16 protein-coding genes are annotated in these 16,661 nt (G+C 69.6%); 7 read left to right on the top strand and 9 right to left on the bottom strand.

Annotated features, from left to right (window positions below; all coding sequences use genetic code 11):
* Nucleotides 1-127 precede the first annotated feature (127 nt).
* Nucleotides 128-538, bottom strand: a complete 411-nt coding sequence (locus AN478_RS06580; RefSeq protein WP_082432915.1) for a metallopeptidase family protein — start codon at nt 536-538, stop codon at nt 128-130.
* A 57-nt stretch (nt 539-595) separates the two neighbouring features.
* Here AN478_RS06580 and AN478_RS06575 point away from each other — a divergent pair, with 57 nt between their 5' ends.
* Nucleotides 596-1,063, top strand: coding sequence for an RDD family protein (locus AN478_RS06575; protein ID WP_054965823.1), 468 nt, complete (start codon nt 596-598; stop codon nt 1,061-1,063).
* Here AN478_RS06575 and lptG read toward each other — a convergent pair.
* The gene (lptG, locus tag AN478_RS06570) at nt 1,048-2,115 is read right to left on the bottom strand and encodes an LPS export ABC transporter permease LptG (RefSeq protein WP_054965822.1); all 1,068 of its coding nucleotides are present in this window, start codon (nt 2,113-2,115) and stop codon (nt 1,048-1,050) included. The two genes, AN478_RS06575 and lptG, sit on opposite strands and share 16 nt — an antisense overlap.
* A complete protein-coding gene (lptF, locus tag AN478_RS06565; protein WP_054965821.1) occupies nt 2,112-3,248 on the bottom strand; it encodes an LPS export ABC transporter permease LptF in 1,137 nt (378 codons plus the stop codon). The genes lptG and lptF overlap by 4 nt, the downstream gene beginning before the upstream one ends.
* Before the next feature lie 325 nt (nt 3,249-3,573).
* On the opposite strand from lptF, the gene AN478_RS06560 reads away from it, so the two are divergent.
* From AN478_RS06560 to AN478_RS06535, 6 genes are all read left to right on the top strand, one after another.
* Nucleotides 3,574-5,064 (top strand): leucyl aminopeptidase, encoded by a 1,491-nt coding sequence (locus AN478_RS06560; protein ID WP_054965820.1) that lies wholly within the window; start codon nt 3,574-3,576, stop codon nt 5,062-5,064.
* Nucleotides 5,061-5,501: a DNA polymerase III subunit chi gene (locus tag AN478_RS06555; protein WP_054965819.1), complete on the top strand. Its 441-nt coding sequence runs from the start codon at nt 5,061-5,063 to the stop codon at nt 5,499-5,501. Before AN478_RS06560 ends, AN478_RS06555 begins: the two co-directional genes overlap by 4 nt.
* 67 nt (nt 5,502-5,568) lie before the next feature.
* Nucleotides 5,569-6,525 (top strand): hypothetical protein, encoded by a 957-nt coding sequence (locus AN478_RS06550; RefSeq protein WP_054965818.1) that lies wholly within the window; start codon nt 5,569-5,571, stop codon nt 6,523-6,525.
* A 169-nt stretch (nt 6,526-6,694) separates the two neighbouring features.
* Complete coding sequence (locus AN478_RS06545) at nt 6,695-9,604, top strand: valine--tRNA ligase (protein ID WP_054965887.1); 2,910 nt, start codon at nt 6,695-6,697, stop codon at nt 9,602-9,604.
* 76 nt (nt 9,605-9,680) lie between these two features.
* A complete protein-coding gene (gene nadC / locus AN478_RS06540; RefSeq protein WP_054965817.1) occupies nt 9,681-10,541 on the top strand; it encodes a carboxylating nicotinate-nucleotide diphosphorylase in 861 nt (286 codons plus the stop codon).
* A 139-nt stretch (nt 10,542-10,680) separates the two neighbouring features.
* A complete protein-coding gene (locus AN478_RS06535; RefSeq protein ID WP_054965816.1) occupies nt 10,681-10,902 on the top strand; it encodes a lipopolysaccharide assembly protein LapA domain-containing protein in 222 nt (73 codons plus the stop codon).
* On the opposite strand, the gene AN478_RS06530 is transcribed toward AN478_RS06535, so the two are convergent.
* The 6 genes from AN478_RS06530 to AN478_RS06505 form a co-directional block, all read right to left on the bottom strand.
* Nucleotides 10,899-11,276 (bottom strand): hypothetical protein, encoded by a 378-nt coding sequence (locus AN478_RS06530; RefSeq protein ID WP_054965815.1) that lies wholly within the window; start codon nt 11,274-11,276, stop codon nt 10,899-10,901. The two genes, AN478_RS06535 and AN478_RS06530, sit on opposite strands and share 4 nt — an antisense overlap.
* 65 nt (nt 11,277-11,341) lie before the next feature.
* On the bottom strand, nt 11,342-11,926 hold the full coding sequence (locus AN478_RS06525) for a hypothetical protein (RefSeq protein ID WP_054965814.1): 585 nt from the start codon (nt 11,924-11,926) through the stop codon (nt 11,342-11,344).
* Between the two features lie 45 nt (nt 11,927-11,971).
* The gene (locus AN478_RS06520; RefSeq protein WP_074471460.1) at nt 11,972-13,276 is read right to left on the bottom strand and encodes a glycerate kinase type-2 family protein; all 1,305 of its coding nucleotides are present in this window, start codon (nt 13,274-13,276) and stop codon (nt 11,972-11,974) included.
* A 162-nt stretch (nt 13,277-13,438) separates the two neighbouring features.
* Nucleotides 13,439-14,629: an O-succinylhomoserine sulfhydrylase gene (locus tag AN478_RS06515; protein ID WP_054965812.1), complete on the bottom strand. Its 1,191-nt coding sequence runs from the start codon at nt 14,627-14,629 to the stop codon at nt 13,439-13,441.
* The gene (gene purF, locus AN478_RS06510; RefSeq protein ID WP_054965811.1) at nt 14,626-16,050 is read right to left on the bottom strand and encodes an amidophosphoribosyltransferase; all 1,425 of its coding nucleotides are present in this window, start codon (nt 16,048-16,050) and stop codon (nt 14,626-14,628) included. The genes AN478_RS06515 and purF overlap by 4 nt, the downstream gene beginning before the upstream one ends.
* Nucleotides 16,051-16,054: 4 nt before the next feature.
* The gene (locus tag AN478_RS06505; RefSeq protein WP_054965810.1) at nt 16,055-16,654 is read right to left on the bottom strand and encodes a CvpA family protein; all 600 of its coding nucleotides are present in this window, start codon (nt 16,652-16,654) and stop codon (nt 16,055-16,057) included.
* Nucleotides 16,655-16,661: the final 7 nt, after the last annotated feature.

The following is a 16,661-nucleotide window of genomic DNA, read 5'->3' as shown; positions in this document are numbered from 1 at the left end:
CCGTGCAGAACCTGCAGGAGCTCGCGTCAGCGAGCGGTACGCATATCGGTCGCGCGCTGGCTGCTTTGGGGTGCGCCCGCTGAAGCGGGCTCCTACGAGCGGGCCGGACCGGGATTTGCCTTGCGCCTCAATCCGGGCCCCCTTCCGGGGGCTCGCCGTATTCGATGCGGTGCAGATCGTCGTCGTCGTAGCCCAGGTAGTGGCCGAGCTCGTGGATCAGGGTGTTGCGCACGCAGTCGGCCACCTCCAGCCCGTGATCCCGCGAATACAACAGGATGGCCCGCCGATAGAGGAAGACCTGGTCGGGCTCGGCGCCGGCGTAGTGGCTGCCCCGCTCCGGCAGGGGCAGCCCGCGGTACAGGCCCAGCAGTTCCAGCGGATGGCCGAGCTCCATCTCCCGGCTGGTTTCCGGGTCGGCCTCCTCCTCCACCAGGATGGCCACGTTCTCCACCGCCCCCCGGAATTCCGGCGGCAGCTCCGTGATGGCCGTCTCCACCTGCTCGGCGAACCCGTCCATGTCGTCGCTCTTCGTACCCATGAGCGGATGGTAGACTCAATGCCCCTGATACGGAAACCCGGCCGAACCGGAGGAGCCATGCCCACCGCGCCCAGCCTCGACTCCCGCGTGTCCCTGCTGCGCCGCCTGGGGGCCGCCCTGTACGACGCCCTCATCTGCCTCGGCCTGATCCTCGGGGCCGGCATCCTGTTCACCCTGCTCATGGGGGGAACCACCGAGGAGCTGCGCGGCCCCGGACCCGCCGGCCGGGCGCTGCTGCTCACTACCTGGGTCCTTCTGCCTCTGGGCTACTTCCTGCTCTCCTGGACCCGGGGCGGCCAGACCATCGGGATGCGGGCCTGGAAGATCCGCATAGTAACCGAGGACGGAGAGCCCGTGCCCCCGGACCGCGCCCTGGTGCGCTTCCTGGCTGCCCTGCCCTCCTGGCTGGCCGCCGGGCTGGGAGTCCTGTGGTCCCTGGCGGACCCGCAGGGCCGCACCTGGCACGGCCGCCTCTCGGGAACCCGCCTGCAGCGCCTGCCCAAGGACGCTCAGCGCGCCCGATAGAGCAGCACCCCGCCGGCCAGGCCGAAGACGGCCACCGGCAGCCAGGCCGCCACCACGGCGGGCAGGGCACCGGCCGCGCTGAGCTGGCCGGTGAGCACGTTGCTGGCGTGGAAGGCGAACCCCAGGGCGATGCCCGCCAGCAGCCGGCCCACCCGGCCGCCGCCCCGCGTGTTCACGGTCACGAAGGGGGTGGCCACCAGCACCATAACCAAAGCGGCCAGGGGCATGGTGATCTTCTGCCACAGGCTGAAGGCGAGCCCCCGCACCGGCTGGCCCTGATCCCTCAGATCGCCCACGTAGGCCCAGAGGTCCGTGAACGGCATGCGCTCCGGGGTCTTGCCGAGATCGGCAAGCACCGAGGGCTGGATGCGGAAGGGCATCACCCCCGCCTCTTGCAGCCTCGGGGCGAGCTCCTCCGTGGAGACGCCCCGGGCCTGGTGCAGCCGCCAGCCGCCGTCCTCGTGCACCATGGTCCGGGCCTCCACCATGGTCTCGAGCATGCCGCCCTCGTCGCGCTGGAAGATCCGCACCCGGCGCAGCTCCTGCCCGGACCGGGCCACCCGGGAGGCGGAGACCACCCAGCGGCCGTCCTGGAACCAGACCCCACCCCCGGGGAGCCAACGCCCCTGCCGGGAGCCCTTCACCTGCTCGTCCACGTAGCGGTCGGCCATGTAGGTAAGCTGACCCGCCACGCTGTCGTTCAGCACGAAGGTCACCGCCGCCACCACCGCACCCCCCAGCAGCAGGGGGCGGGCCACCCGGGGCAGGCTCATGCCACCGGCCCGGAGGGCGGTGAGCTCGGCGTTGCGCGCCAGCTCGCTGAGCAGTACCAGCGTCCCCAGGAGCACCCCGAAGGGGGCCATCTCCACCAGGATCCCCGGCACCCGCATGGCCAGGTAGACGAGTAGCTCCACCACCCCGAACCCGCCCTCGCCCAGCTTGCCGCTGTAGTTCAGGGTCTCCGAGAGCAGATAGATGCCCGTGAGAAGGAACAGCATCAGCCCGGTGCGGCCGAAGAAACCGACCAGGAGGAAGCGGTCTACGGTCTTCATGGGGCGTCCTTCCCGGCCCGCCGACGCCCGGGCAGCAGCCCGCCCGGCGAGGGCAGCAGCGGACGGGAATGGACCCGCTGCCGAAGCATGTGGAGCGCCAGGAGGAGGGCCGGCACCGGCATAGCCCAGAGCAGCCAGTGGGGCGGCACCTCGCCCCGGCCCGCCCACTCCTCAACGACGATCAGGCCGTTGTGGTAGGCGAGCACCAGCATGGCTCCCCAGAGCACGCCGAAGGAGCGTCCCTGCCGGCGGTTCTCCACCCCAAGGGGCAGGGCCAGCAGCAGGAGAATGGGCAGGCTGAGCGGAAGCGCCAGGCGCCGGAACAGTTCGGTGCGGTTGGGGATGGCGTCCTCTCCCTCCCGGGAGGCGGTGAGCAGCGCCGGGGTCGGCATGGCCTCCCGGTCCAGGTCCCCGGTCTCCACCTCGGCCAGCGACTTGCGCACCCGGTAGCGCTCGAAATGCATGACCCGGCCGTAGCCCTCCCCCGCAAGACTGGCCTGGAAGCGCAGCCCGTCGCGGAAGACGGCCTCCACCCGGCCGTCCTCCTGATAGCGGAGCTCTCCCCGCTTGGCCGTGATCGTGGCGGCGGGCTCGGCATCGCCGTCGTGGAAGAACACCGGCCGCATGTGGCCGTCCTGCCCACGGTGATCGAAGTAGAGCACGCGGCCCCCGGGGAACTCATTGAACTCCGCGGGCCGCACCAGGCTGGTCAGGGCCTGACGCTGGAACTCGGCGGTGGCCCGCTCCAGACGGGCCTCCCCGGCCGGCTCGGCCCACAGGGTCAACGCCGATTCCAGCACGGCGCCGACCAGGGCGATGACCACCACGAGGGGCAGCAGGTTGTACAGACCCACCCCCGCCGCACCCAGGGCGTCCATCTCGCTGTCCATACACAACCGGGAGATGGTGGTCAGGAGACCGAAGAAGAGGGCCAGCGGCAGGGCCAGGCTCAGGATCTTGGGCACCGCCAGCCCCAGCAGGGCCAGGATGGCCTCTCCGGGGAGCTCCCCCTGGGCCATGTCCTTCAGGAAATCCAGGCCCTTGGCCAGCAACATCAGGAAGGTCACCAGGGCGAGGATCAGGACGGCCCGCCCCACCACCTCCAGCCCCACGTAGCGGTGGAGCACCTTCATGGCCTGGACCCTTCCATCGCCACCTTACCGGCCGGGACGAACCCCACGCCCCGCCGTGGCGGAGCCGAAACCCCCGCGAAAGGGCCAGAGAGGAGCTGCGGAACAACCCCAGTGACGAAAGGGTTAATAGCCGAAAATGAGGACCGGGACATGCGCAATGGCTCAACCGCCGGATTACTGGACAGAATTCAACAAAACAGACCTTTACCGGTCTTTTCAGGGAAGATAAACTGAAATCTCCAATTTTCCCGAAAAGGCCCGTCCCACCCGGAGACGGGGAAGGAAGCCCCTTGCCATCCTTCCGGGTCAGCGAAGGAGTCAGGCGATGGAAGTCTTCATCAAGAGCGGCAGCCCCGAGAAACAGCGAACCGCCTGCGTGGTGGTGGGCGTTTTCGAGCCCCGGCGGCTATCCCCGGCAGCCCGTGACATCGACCGGGCCACGGACGGCTATCTGACCAAGCTCCTTCGCCGCGGAGACCTGGAGGGGCGCCAGGGGCAGTTCCTCATGCTCCACAACCTGCCCAATATCCTACCGGATCGCGTCCTTCTCGTGGGCATGGGCAAGGAGCGCGACCTCGACGACAAGCGCTACCGGGAGACGGTGGAGGCGCTGGTCAAGCACCTGGACGGCACCGGCTCCATGGAGGCGGTGGTCTACTTCCCCGAGCTCCACGTCAAGGGCCGGGAGATCGAGTGGAAGGTGCGGGCCGCCACGGAATCCGGGGCCCTGGCCCTCTACCGCTTCGACCAGTACAAGTCGAAGACGGATAAGCCCCGCCGCCCCCTGCGGCGGCTGACCTTCTGCGTACCCCGCCGCAGCGACCTCCGTGACGGCCAGGTGGCCGTGGACCGGGGCCTCGCCTACGCCAATGGGGTCATGGAGGCCCGCGACCTGGCCAACCAGCCGCCCAACGTGGCCACGCCCGCCTATCTGGCCGAGCACGCCGAGGAGCTCGCCAAGGAGTGGGACCTGGGGCTCACCGTGCTCGACGAAAAGCAGCTGGAAAAGGAGGGCATGGGGGCCTTCCTGGCGGTGGGCAAGGGCTCGGTGAACCCGCCCCGACTGATGGCCATGGAGTACCAGGGCGGGGCCAAGGGCGACAAGCCCTACGTCCTGGTGGGCAAGGGGATCTCCTTCGATTCCGGCGGCATCTCCATCAAGCCCGCCGCGGCCATGGACGAGATGAAGTACGATATGTGCGGCGCCGCCGGGGTGTTCGGCATCATGCGTACCATCGCCGAGCTGCAGCTGCCCATCAACGTGGTGGGGGTGGCGGCGGCGGCGGAGAACCTGCCGGATGGGCAGGCCTATCGCCCCGGCGACATCCTCACCTCCAAGTCCGGCCAGACCATCGAGGTCATCAACACCGACGCGGAGGGCCGCCTGGTCCTGGCCGACGCCCTGACCTGGATCCAGCGCTACGACCCGCGGGTGGTGATCGACATGGCGACCCTCACCGGTGCCTGCCTGGTGGCCCTGGGCAAGAACGCCGCCGGGCTGATGGGCAACAACGACCGCCTGGTCCGCGAGCTCATGGACGCCGGCGACGAGACGGGCGAGCGGGGATGGCAGCTGCCCCTCTGGGACGACTACCAGGAACAGCTCAAGAGCAACTTCGCCGACATGAAGAACGTAGGCGGCCGGGAAGCGGGGACCATCACCGCCGGCTGCTTCCTGTCCCGGTTCACCGAGGACTACGAGTGGGCCCACGTGGACATCGCGGGGGTGGCCTGGAAGAGCGGCGACGACAAGTCCGCCACGGGCCATCCGGTCCGCATGATCAGCCAGTACTTGGTGGAGCGCGCCGCCGGATGACCACCCGCGTGGACTTCTTCCGCCTCGGCGGAGAAGACGGCGACGCCGTACCACGCGCCGCCTGCATGGTGGCCGGCAAGGCGTACGCATCGGGCTACGGGGTACTGGTTTTGGCGACCTCCGAGGCCCTGTTGAGCGACCTGGATACCCGCCTGTGGACCTACCGGGCGGGCAGCTTCGTCCCCCACGCCCGCCTGGAGCACCGGGACCCGGAGGCCCCGGAGCCGGTGGTCCTGGCCTCGGACTGCGCCGATCCCGGCGGGGCCCAGGTCCTGGTCTGCGCGAGCCCACCCCCTATGGAATGCCTGTCCGGCTTCCAGCGGGTCGCGGAGTTCGTCCCCCCCGACTCCGCGGGCCGCGAGGCGGCGCGGAGCCGCTACAAGGCCTACCGGGAGAGCGGCTTCGAGCTGCACACCCACGACCTGCGGGTCAATTGACAGCCGGCGTTTGCCGGCCCGATACTGATCCCCCCACTTCCCGGATCGCGGTTCCAAGGAATCGAGCATGGCGGATCAAGAACGCAACCAATCGGCTTCTCCCGAGCACCCGGGTCAGGGTGCCGACTCGGACATCAGCATGGACGAGATCCTGACCAGCCTCCGCAGCATCCTGGAGGAGGACCAGTCCGAACCCCCGAACCCCCCCGCCGAGCCCGGATCCCGACAGGATCAGGACGACGGCGAGGAGCTCCTGCTCACCGAGGTGGTGGAGGAGGACCCACCCCCTTCGACCACCGAGCCCTCCGCCCCGTCCGGGGAGGAGGACTCCCAGGGCGATATCGGCGGCCTGGAGGATCTCCAGCTCGACGGCCAGGAGGAACAGACCCCCGCCGCCTCGTCAGCGACCTCCCAGATCGACGGCATGTTCGAGGACTGGGGCTCCGCGGGTTCGGACCAGCAGGAACCGGACCCCTCCGGTCCCGAGCGCGATCCCGCCGGGGCCGAGGCCGCCGCCAAGGGCCCGGCGTTTCCCCTCGACGAGGAGCCCAGCGCGCCCGCCCCGGAAGCCCCGTCCCTGGACACCGCCGGCACAGCCCCGTTCGGCGGTGAGACGGCGACGGAGGCCGCCGGAAGCCCCGCTGACGAGCCCTCCCCCATCGCTCCGGGACCGGCAACCGAGGTAGGCGACCTGGACCTCCCCGAGGAGCCCGCCCCCGAGCCTCCGGAATCTCCCGCCCCGGAGGCGGCCGCACCGGCCTCGGGAGCGGCTGCCCCCGCCTCCGAGCCTTCCCCGGCGGCCCCTACCGCGCCGGAGGTGGATGAGGCCGCGCTGCGGGAAACGGTGGAGCAGACCTTAAGCGAGCAGGTAGCCAAGGCCACCGCCGACCTGGATTCGGCCCTGGCCACGGCCCTGGAGCCCAAGATTCGGGAGGCCCTGGAGGGCTATCTGCAGCAGCGGCTTCCCGAGCTGCTGCGCGAACTGGCCGAGGCGGAGATCGAGCGCATCAAGCGGGGGGAATAGGGCCGAACCGCCCCCCTGAACGGCTTTTCAGCCCCTCGATCCGCCGGATCGGGGGCTTTTTGGTTTCTCCGTCCGGTTCCCGGGTACCGCCTTCCCGGCCCGGACCGCAACCCGCATTCACTGGCGTGGGCGCCCAGACGAGGATTTCATGACGCAGCCATCCGATTCCCTGCCCAAGACCTACGACCCCAAGGAGGTGGAGACCCGGTGGTACACCCACTGGGAGGCCAGCGGCTACTTCAGCCCCGACCTGGGGGCGGAGGCGCCGCCCTTCGCCATCATGATCCCGCCGCCCAACGTCACCGGCACGCTGCACATGGGGCACGCCTTCCAGGACACCCTCATGGATGCCCTGACCCGCTATCACCGCATGCGCGGCCACCGCACCCTGTGGCAGCCGGGCTCCGACCACGCCGGCATCGCCACCCAGATGGTGGTGGAGCGCCAGCTGGAGCAGGAGGGACAGACCCGCCATGACCTGGGCCGGCAGGCCTTCGTGGAGCGTGTCTGGGAATGGAAGGAGACCTCCGGCAACGTCATCACCCAGCAGCTGCGGCGCATGGGCGCCAGCGCCGACTGGTCGCGCGAGCGCTTCACCATGGACGAGGGCCTGTCCCGCGCGGTGAACGAGGTCTTCGTGCGCCTGTACCGCGAGGGGCTCATCTACCGCGGTCAGCGCCTGGTGAACTGGGACCCCGTGCTGCACACCGCCATCTCCGACCTGGAGGTGGAGTCCGAGGAGGAGCCCGGCCACCTCTGGCACTTCCGCTACCCCCTGGCCGACGGCTCGGGCCACGTCACCGTGGCCACCACCCGCCCGGAGACCATGCTCGGCGACCAGGCCGTGGCGGTGCACCCCGAGGACGAGCGCTACACCCACCTCATCGGCAAGACCATCCGCCTGCCCCTGGCGGAGCGGGAGATCCCGGTGATCGCCGACGAGTACGTGGACCCCGAGTTCGGCAGCGGTTGCGTGAAGATTACCCCGGCCCACGACTTCAACGACTACGAGATGGGCCGGCGCCATGACCTGCCCATGCTCAACATCCTCACCGACGACGCCCGCATCAATCACAACGCCCCGCCTGCCTACCGCGGCCTGGACCGCTACGAGGCCCGGGAGCGGGTGGTGGCGGACCTGGAGGGACAGGGCCTGATGGAGGCGGTGGAGGACCACAACCTCATGGTGCCCCGCGGCGATCGTTCGGGGACGGTCATCGAGCCCTTCCTCACCGACCAGTGGTTCGTGAAGGTGGGCCCACTGGCCAAACCCGCCATCGAGGCGGTGGAGACCGGCGACATCCGCTTCGTGCCCGAGAACTGGGCCAAGACCTATTTCGAGTGGATGCACAACCTGGAGGACTGGTGCATCTCCCGCCAGATCTGGTGGGGCCACCGGGTGCCGGTTTGGTACTGCGCCGACTGCGACGAGAACCACCTGAAGCTGGCCGCCCACGACCTGGAGCTGGACGGGGTCAAGGTGGGTCCGGCCTCCCCGGCCTGGCTCAAGTACCACGATTTCGACCTCAAGGAGGTCCTGGACCAGGTCGAGCACGTCAGCGTGGGCACGGAGGCCACCCCCTTGGTGCCGGAGGACGGCCAGGACCGACCGGAGGACTGCCCCCACTGCGGCGGTCGCCACCTGATCCAGGATCCGGACGTCCTGGACACCTGGTTCTCCTCGGCGCTGTGGCCCTTCTCCACCCTGGGCTGGCCGGAGGACACCAAGGAGCTGGCAACCTTCTACCCCACCTCCGTGCTGGTCACCGGCTTCGACATCATCTTCTTCTGGGTGGCCCGCATGATCATGATGGGGCTGAAGTTCATGGACGACGTGCCCTTCGAGGAAGTGTACGTGCACGGCCTGGTGCGCGACTCCGAGGGCAACAAGATGAGCAAGTCCAAGGGCAACGTCCTCGACCCCCTGGACCTCATCGACGGCATCGACCTGGAGGCGCTGGTGGAGAAGCGCACCAGCGCCATGATGCAGCCGGCCAAGGCCAAGGCCATCGAGAAGATGACCCGCAAGGAGTTCCCCGACGGCATCCCCGCCTTCGGCGCCGACGCCCTGCGCTTCACCTTCGCCTCGCTGGCCACCATGGGCCGCGACATCAAGTTCGACCTGGGCCGCATCGAGGGCTACCGCAACTTCTGCACCAAGCTCTGGAACGCTGCCCGCTTCAACCTGATGAACGTCACCGAGCCGCCCGCGGCGGATACCGCGCCCGGTTGGGCGGACCGCTGGATCGTCTCCCGCCTGCAGCGCACCGAGGCGGAGGTGGCCGAGGCCATGGCCGCCTACCGCTTCAATGACGCCGCCCACGCCGCCTACGACTTCATCTGGCACAGCTACTGCGACTGGTACCTGGAGCTGGTGAAGCCCGCCCTGAACGGTGACGACCGCGAGGCGGCCGAGAGCGCCCGGCGCACCATGATCCGAGTCCTGGAGGCTAGCCTCCGCCTGCTGCACCCCTTCATGCCCTTCATCACCGAGGAGATCTGGCAGAAGGTGGCCCCCCTGGCGGGCCGGGAGGGCGAGACCATCATGCGCCAGCCCTACCCTGAGGCGGACGAGGGCCGCATGGATTCGGACGCGGAGGCCGAGTTCGAGTGGCTGGAGGCCTTCGTGGGTGCAGTGCGCTCCATTCGCGGCGAGATGAACATCAACCCGAACCAGGCCATTCCCCTGCTCCTGCGCAGCGGTGGGGAGCGCGACCGGCAGCGGGTGGAGGAGCACCGGATCTTCATCGATGCGCTGACCCGGCCCGAATCCCTGGATTGGGTGCCGGAAGGCGAGGAGCCGCCACAATCCGCCACCGGCCTGGCCGGCGACCTCCAGGTGCTGGTACCCCTGGAAGGCCTTATCGACGTGGAGGCCGAGATCCAGCGCCTGGACAAGGAGCTGGAGAAGGTGGACGCCGACCTGGAGCGCAGCCGCAAGAAGCTGGACAACCCCAGCTTCCGCGACAAGGCCCCGGAGGACGTGGTGGACAAAGAGCGCGAGAAGCTGGCGGAGTTCGAATCCCGGCAACAACAGCTCCGGGACCAGCGCGAGCGGCTTGCCGCACTTCAGGGATGAAAGAAGGCGGCTTGGGAACCGCAGAGCCACAACAGAAGGCGCAGCGAGCCGGCCGAGGGGCCGCAAGGAGGCCTTGATGAGCACCATTCCCCTTCCCCTGGCAGGGGTTCAGGAGACGGTGGCCCGCGCCCTCGCCGAGGACATCGGCCCCGGCGACCTCAGCCTCGCGGCGGTCCCCGCGGACCGGGACGCGGAAGCGGTCATTGTGGCCCGCGAGAAGGGCATCCTGTGCGGGCGCCCCTTCGTGGAGGAGGCCTTCCACCAGCTCGATTCCCGGATCGCGATCCGGTGGCATGCCGGGGAGGGCGAGCGGTTGGAGGTGGATGCCGAGGTCGCCAGCTTGCGCGGTCCCGCCCGGCCGCTGCTTACCGGGGAGCGTACCGCTCTAAACTTCCTGCAGACGCTTTCCGGAACCGCCACCGCCACCACCGAGATGGTGGAGGCGGTGGCCGGAACCGGGGTGCGGATCGTGGACACCCGCAAGACCCTCCCCGGCCTGCGCGGGGCGCAGAAGTACGCCGTGCGCGTGGGCGGCGGCCACAACCACCGCCACGGTCTGTTCGACGGCGTGCTGCTCAAGGAGAACCACCTCGCCTGGGCGGGCGGGCTGGAACCGGCGGTGCGCGCGGCGCGGGAGGCGGCCCCCCACACGGTGGGGATCCAGGTGGAGGTGGAGGATCTGGAGGAATTCCGGACCGCCCTGGCCGCCGGAGTGGACGCGGTGCTGCTGGACAACTTCTCCCTGGACGACCTGAACCGGGCCGTCTCCAACAATAACGGCGGCTGCTTCCTGGAGGCCAGCGGCAACATTGACCTGGCCAACGTCCGGGAGGTGGCGGAAACCGGCGTGCACGCCATCAGCTCCGGGGCCCTCACCCGGGACCTCACCAGCCTCGACCTGTCCATGCGCTTCCGCGATCGGCCCAACGGCGGCTAGGGAGCTCCGAAACCCGTTCCCTTCCCGCCTCTTGCCGGCCCCGGCCCTGCGATGCTTCCATACTTGGCAATCCCCCGGTTCGCCTGGGGCCGGATGCGGACGCCCATTCAGCGGACCCCTACCCAAGCCGAGGCGCGCGATGCACTACAAGCTGCTACTGGCCATTGTCCTCCTGGTGCTGGTGCTGATCTTCGTGCTGCAGAACACCACCATCGTCGACATCAACTTCCTGATCTGGGAGTTCACTTTGTCGCGCGGGCTGCTGGTGCTCATGGTGCTTCTGGTGGGGGTCGCCATCGGCTGGCTGGGCCGGGCCCAGCTCGCCCACCGCGGGCGCAAGCAGAAGCGGATCTGGAGCTAACGCCCCATGGCCTCCCGGCGGTTGGCCACCAGCAGGGCCTCCGGGACCCGGCTCTTGATGGCCGCGGCCACCTCCAGGCACATGCCCGGGGCGGGACGAAGGGAGACCCAGAGGAGGTTGAGGCGTAGGTTCAGGTCGGCGAAGACCACCACGGGCCGGTAGGCCGCGAAAACGGCCTCGATCTCGGCAACGGTGGCGCGCAGGGCGGGCTCGGGCCGGTCGCGCAGCCCCGGGATGATCATCATGAAATCGGCCAGGGGACGGCCTTCGGGATCCCGGGCAGGAACCCGCTTCCAGAGGGGAGCGGAGGGCTGGGCCAGGAAGGCGCCCCCCGCCTCCGAGGGAGGGCGCCGGCCCCCAGGATCGAGCTTCATGGCTTCACGCTACCAACTTCCCGGCCCTGGACCAAGACCGGGAAAGCCGCCCTGGAGTGGGGCTCCTAGCCCGCCTCCCCCGATTCGGATCCTTCCTGGCCCCCTTTGCGGCTCCCCAGGGCCTTCCGCGCCTCCTTCATGAGCTTCTCCTGCACGCCCTGCGAAAGGTCCCGGCGGGAGGCAACCTCGCGCAGCCCCTTCTCCAGGTCCGCCACGGCCAGCGCCTGCCAGGTGCCGCTTTCGTTGCGATGCCGGCGGGGGATGTGGGATTGGTTCATGGCGATATCCCCGGCCCGCTTCAGCATGGCCTCCACATCCGAGGATTCCAGTCCCTCGCCCTGCTCTTCCGAGGCCATGGCCTCCCCGAGGCGGCTTTGGAGATGGTCCAGGCGCTCCGCCATGCGGCTGGCGAGATCGTCCCGCGCCCTGCTATCGGCCCCGCTCCGTCCGGAAAGCGGACTGCCGCCCTCCTCCGCCGAGCGCCCGAAGCCCAGGACCGTCCAGGGGTCCTTGTTGGCCTCGTTCACGATACCGCGCCAGTTGTCCGGCACACTGTCGGGTACCGGCTGGGCCCGGAAATCGGTCCCGCCACACCCGGCCAACAGCCCGGCCAACAGCAGCACGATGATCCACCGCCCGGTACACGCCATGTTCCTCTCCTTTGGGACAATCCGCGTTTCAGCCATCCTGGCGCCCTAGTTTGCCGAACTGTCCGACTGTGTCCAGGGCCGCTTGGGGGACACCAACGCCAGGCAGAGGTCCATCACGTTGGTCCCCGTCGGGCCCGTCACTACCCGGTCCCCCAGGGCCTCCAGCAGGGAGCCGCTGTCGTGGCCCGCCAGCGAACCACGTATGGACCACCCCGCCTCCCGAGCCCGATCCCAGGTGGTCCCGTCCACCCATCCTCCCGCCGCGTCGGTGGGACCGTCGGTGCCGTCCGTCCCCGCGCACAGGACCCCCACCCCTTCGGTCCCGGCCAGGTCCTCGCCCATGGCCAGGGCCATCTCCTGGTTGCGCCCCCCCTCCCCCGATTCGGGTCCCAGGGTGACCGTGGTCTCTCCGCCCCACAGCAGCGCCACGGGGGGCGGGGCCGGGACCGCGGTGGCGGCCGCCTCCAGGGCCACCGCCCCCACCGCCCGGGCAACTTCCCGGGCCTCGCCCTGGAGGCGGCCGGTAAGGATCAGGGCCCCATAGCCCCGCTCCCGAAGGGCCTCGGCCGCCGATTCCAGGGCTTGCCGGTTGCTTCCCACCACCACGTTTCGGCTGTTGGGCAGCTCCACCGGCGTCTCGGCCCGATGCCCGCCTCGCCCCGCTTCCAGGTGGGCGCGGAGGGAGTCCGGGATGCCCGAGAGGCCGTGCAGGGCGGCCAGGGCGTCGTCGAAGGTGGAGGGGTCGGGGGCGGCGGGCCCGGAGCCGATCACGGCGGGATCATCCCCGATCACATCGGACAGAAGGAGAGCTGTGACCCGGGCAGGGGCGGCAGCACGGGCCAGCTGCCCCCCTTTGAGCTGGGAGCAGTGCTTGCGCACGGCGTTGATGGCCTCGATGGGCAAACCCGCCCCGACCAGCGCCTCGTTGGCGGCGTACCAGTCCCCCGGGGGGATGCCGGGCGGGAGGGCATCGGCCAGGGCGGAGGCTCCTCCCGACACCAGCAGGAGCAGCTCGTCCCGGGCACCAAGGCCCACCACCCATTCCAGGATGGCCGCCCCCGCCGCCAGGGACCGTCCATCGGGCCGTGGATGGCCCGCCTCGAGGAACCGGGCACCTTCCGGGCAGCGCGCACCGTGGCCGTCCTTGGTGATCACCAGGACATCCGCGGGATCCACGCCCCCTTCCGCCACCGCCCCCGCTGCCATGGCACAGGCCGCCTTCCCCATGGCCACCACCACGCGGCGCCCCGGGCCGGCCCTGGGATGGTCCCGCAGCCACTCGGCAACACCCCGTGCGGGATCGGCTGTGGCCAGAGCGGCGCTCAGGGCCGCCTCAGCATCGGCACGCATTCGGTTTGACCAGGTCAAAGTGCCTCCCCAAGCCTCAACGGGACGGCCCCCTCTCCCGATGCGGGCGGGGTCCCGGTCGGTACCGGGGGCACCCCCGGCACTCTTCCTCTAGGCCCCGTATGGGAGATTAGCGGGGCCGGTACCGTACGGCCATTGAAGGGTTCAGAGCAGCCGGGCAGCCGCCAGCGCCTGCTCCAGGTCGGCCTTCAGGTCCTCGGCGTTCTCCAGGCCCACGGAGATCCGTACCAGGCCTTCGGTAACGCCTCCGGCCTGGCGCTCGGCCTCGGAAACCCGGGCGTGGGTGGTGCTGGCGGGATGGGTGACGGTGGTCTTGGTGTCGCCGAGGTTGGCGGTAATGGAGGGAATCTTCAGGGCGTTGATGAAGCGGAAGGCGTCCTCACGACCGCCCGGCAGATCGAAGGCCAGCAGGCCGCCGAAGCGGTCCTGCTGACGCCTGGCCAGCTCGTGGCCGGGATGGTTGGGCAGGCCCGGGTAGCGGACCCGCTCGGCGCCCAGGCGTTCGGCCAGGTAGCCGGCCACCTGCTCGGCGTTGTCGCAGTGGCGTTCCATGCGCAGGGACAGGGTCTCCAGACCCTTGAGGAAGACCCAGGCGTTGAAGGGGCTCATGGTGATGCCGGCGGTGCGCAGGATGGGGAAGACCTTGTCCCCGGCCAGCGCCTCGGGACCCACCACGGCGCCTCCCACGCACCGGCCCTGGCCGTCCAGGTACTTGGTGGCGGAGTGGATCACCAGATCGGCGCCCAGCGCCAGGGGGCGCTGCAGAGCGGGAGTGCAGAAGCAGTTGTCCACCACCAGCCAGGCACCGGCCTCGTGGGCGCGCCCGGCCAGGTCGGCGATGTCGGCCACCGCCATGCCCGGGTTGGAGGGGGTCTCCAGGAAGAACAGCCGGGTCTGCTCGGTAACCGCCGCCGACCAGGCCTCCCCGTCCGCGGGGTCGACGAAGGTGGTGGTCACCCCGAAACGAGAGAAGATGTTGTTGAGAAGGCCGGTGGTGGAGCCGAACAAACTGTTGGAGGCCACCACGTGGTCGCCGGCGTTGAGCAGGCCCATAAGGGTGGCGGTAATGGCGCCCATACCGGAGGCGAAGGCGACGCCTCGCTCACCGCCCTCGAGGCTGGCCAGGCGCTCCTCGAAGGCGCGCACCGTGGGGTTGGTGAAGCGAGAGTAGATGTTGCCCGGGCTCTCCCCGGCGAAGCGGGCGGCTGCCTCTTCGGCGCTGTCGAAGACGAAGCTTGAGGTGGGGAACAGGGCCTCGCTGTGCTCCTTCTCCCCGGTGCGGTGGATGCCCGTTCGGATACCGCGGGTTTCGAAATGGGCGTCCTCCTCGCTCATCCCGCCTCCTCTCGCAGCAGGCTCATCTGCTGGACCTTCCCCTCGGGGGCCACCGGATAGTCGTCGGAGAAGCAGGCGTCGCAGTAGCCCGGGGCGCGGCCGCCCATCCCGCGGTAGAGCCCGTCCAGGCTCAGATAGGCCAGCGTCTCGCAGCCCAGGCTGGAACGGATCTGCTCCTGGGTATGGGTGGCGGCGATGAGCTGGTCGCGGTCGGGGGTGTCGATGCCGTAGTGGCAGGGGCCGATGGTGGGCGGCGCGCTGATGCGCATATGTACTTCCTCGGCCCCGGCGGCCTTCACCATGCCCACGATCTTGGCGCTGGTGGTGCCCCGGACGATGGAGTCGTCCACCAGGATTACCCGCTTGCCCTTCAGGACATCGCGCACGGCGTTGAGCTTCACCTTCACGCCGAAGTGGCGGATGGCCTGCTTGGGCTCGATGAAGGTGCGGCCCACGTAGTGGTTGCGGATCAGGCCCAGCTCCAGCGGCAAACCGGATTCCTCCGCGTAGCCCATGGCGGCGGCCACCCCGGAGTCGGGCACCGGCACCACCACGTCCGCCTCCACCGGGTGCTCGCGGGCCAGCTCCCGGCCGATGGCCTTGCGGGCGTTGTAGACGTTGATGCCGTCGAGGGTGCTGTCGGGCCGGGCGAAGTACATGTACTCGAACACGCACATACGGCGCGGCTGCGGCTCGAAGGGGAAGAGGGACCGGACGCCGTCCCGGGTGATCACCACCATCTCCCCGGGCTCGATGTCGCGGATCAGCTCGGCGCCGATCAGGTCCAGGGCGCAGGTCTCGGAAGCGAGCACATAGGCGCCGTCGATCTCGCCGAGGACCAGCGGGCGGAAGCCCAGAGGGTCACGGGCCCCTACCAGCCGGGATTCGGTCAGGGCCACCAGGGTGTAGGCACCGCGCACCTCGCGCAGGGCGTTGGCAAGCCGTTCCTCCACGCTGGTCCCCAGGGCCCGGGCCACCAGGTGGATGATCACCTCGGTATCCATCTCGGTCTGGAAGATGGAGCCCTGGCGCTCCAGGTCCTGGCGGAGCTGGGCGGCGTTCACCAGATTGCCGTTGTGGGCCATGCCCAGGCCGCCGTGCTGGTAATCGATTACCAGCGGCTGGGCGTTGCGCTCCACGGAGGCCCCGGAGGTGGAGTAGCGCACGTGGCCGATAGCGTGACGCCCCTTGAGGCGGTCCATGTCCTCGGCGCCAAAGACGTCCGCCACCCGGCCCATGCCGCGGTGGGTGTGGAACAGCGTGCCGTCGCAGGAGGTGACGCCGGCGGCCTCCTGGCCCCGGTGCTGCAGGGCGTAGAGCCCCAGGTAGGTGAGGTTGGCCGCCTCTTCGTGGCCGAAGACCCCGCAGACGCCGCACTCGTGGTGGAAGGCGTCGTCGTCGATGGTCACCGCGTGGTTCATGTAGTCACTCACCGCTTTCCAGACTGTTTTCGATTACGCGTTCCAGGCCTTCCCGGTCCAGGGCGTCCTTCCCCACGTCCCGGGCCCGTTCCTGGAGCTCTTCCAGGGGCAGCATGCCGGCATCGAAGTAGGCCCCATACTCCGCCGGCAGGAGGCGGTGCAGGAAATCCGCCACCGGATCCAGCCCCGGGCGCAGGTAGGCCTGCTCATACACGGGCGATTCGCCCAGCGGCGTACCCCGCACCACTAGGACCACAACACCTACCACCACGACTCCCCGCAGCAGCCCGAAAAACAGTCCCAGGGTTCGGTCCGTGGGCTTGAGGCCCGCGGAGTGTACCAGCCGGTAGGCGAAGACCCCCACCAGGGAGGCCGCCAGCAGGGTGAGGAAGAATAACAGCAAGAACGCGGTGACGGCACGCACCTGGGGATCGGCGATGCTTTCTCCGAGGGCCCGGGCCAAAGGCGAGCCGAGCCGGGCCGCCACCACCACCGCCAGGACCCAGGCGGCCAGGGAGAACACCTCCTTTACGAACCCGCGCCACAGGCTGATGGCCGCGGAGACCCCGATGATCACCAGCCAGAGGACGTCCAGGAGGGTCACGGGAAAG

It is taken from the genome of Thiohalorhabdus denitrificans (assembly GCF_001399755.1).
Lineage (GTDB): Bacteria > Pseudomonadota > Gammaproteobacteria > Thiohalorhabdales > Thiohalorhabdaceae > Thiohalorhabdus > Thiohalorhabdus denitrificans.
Note: the sequence above shows the minus strand (reverse complement) of the source record. Positions and strands in the feature narration are given on the sequence as shown.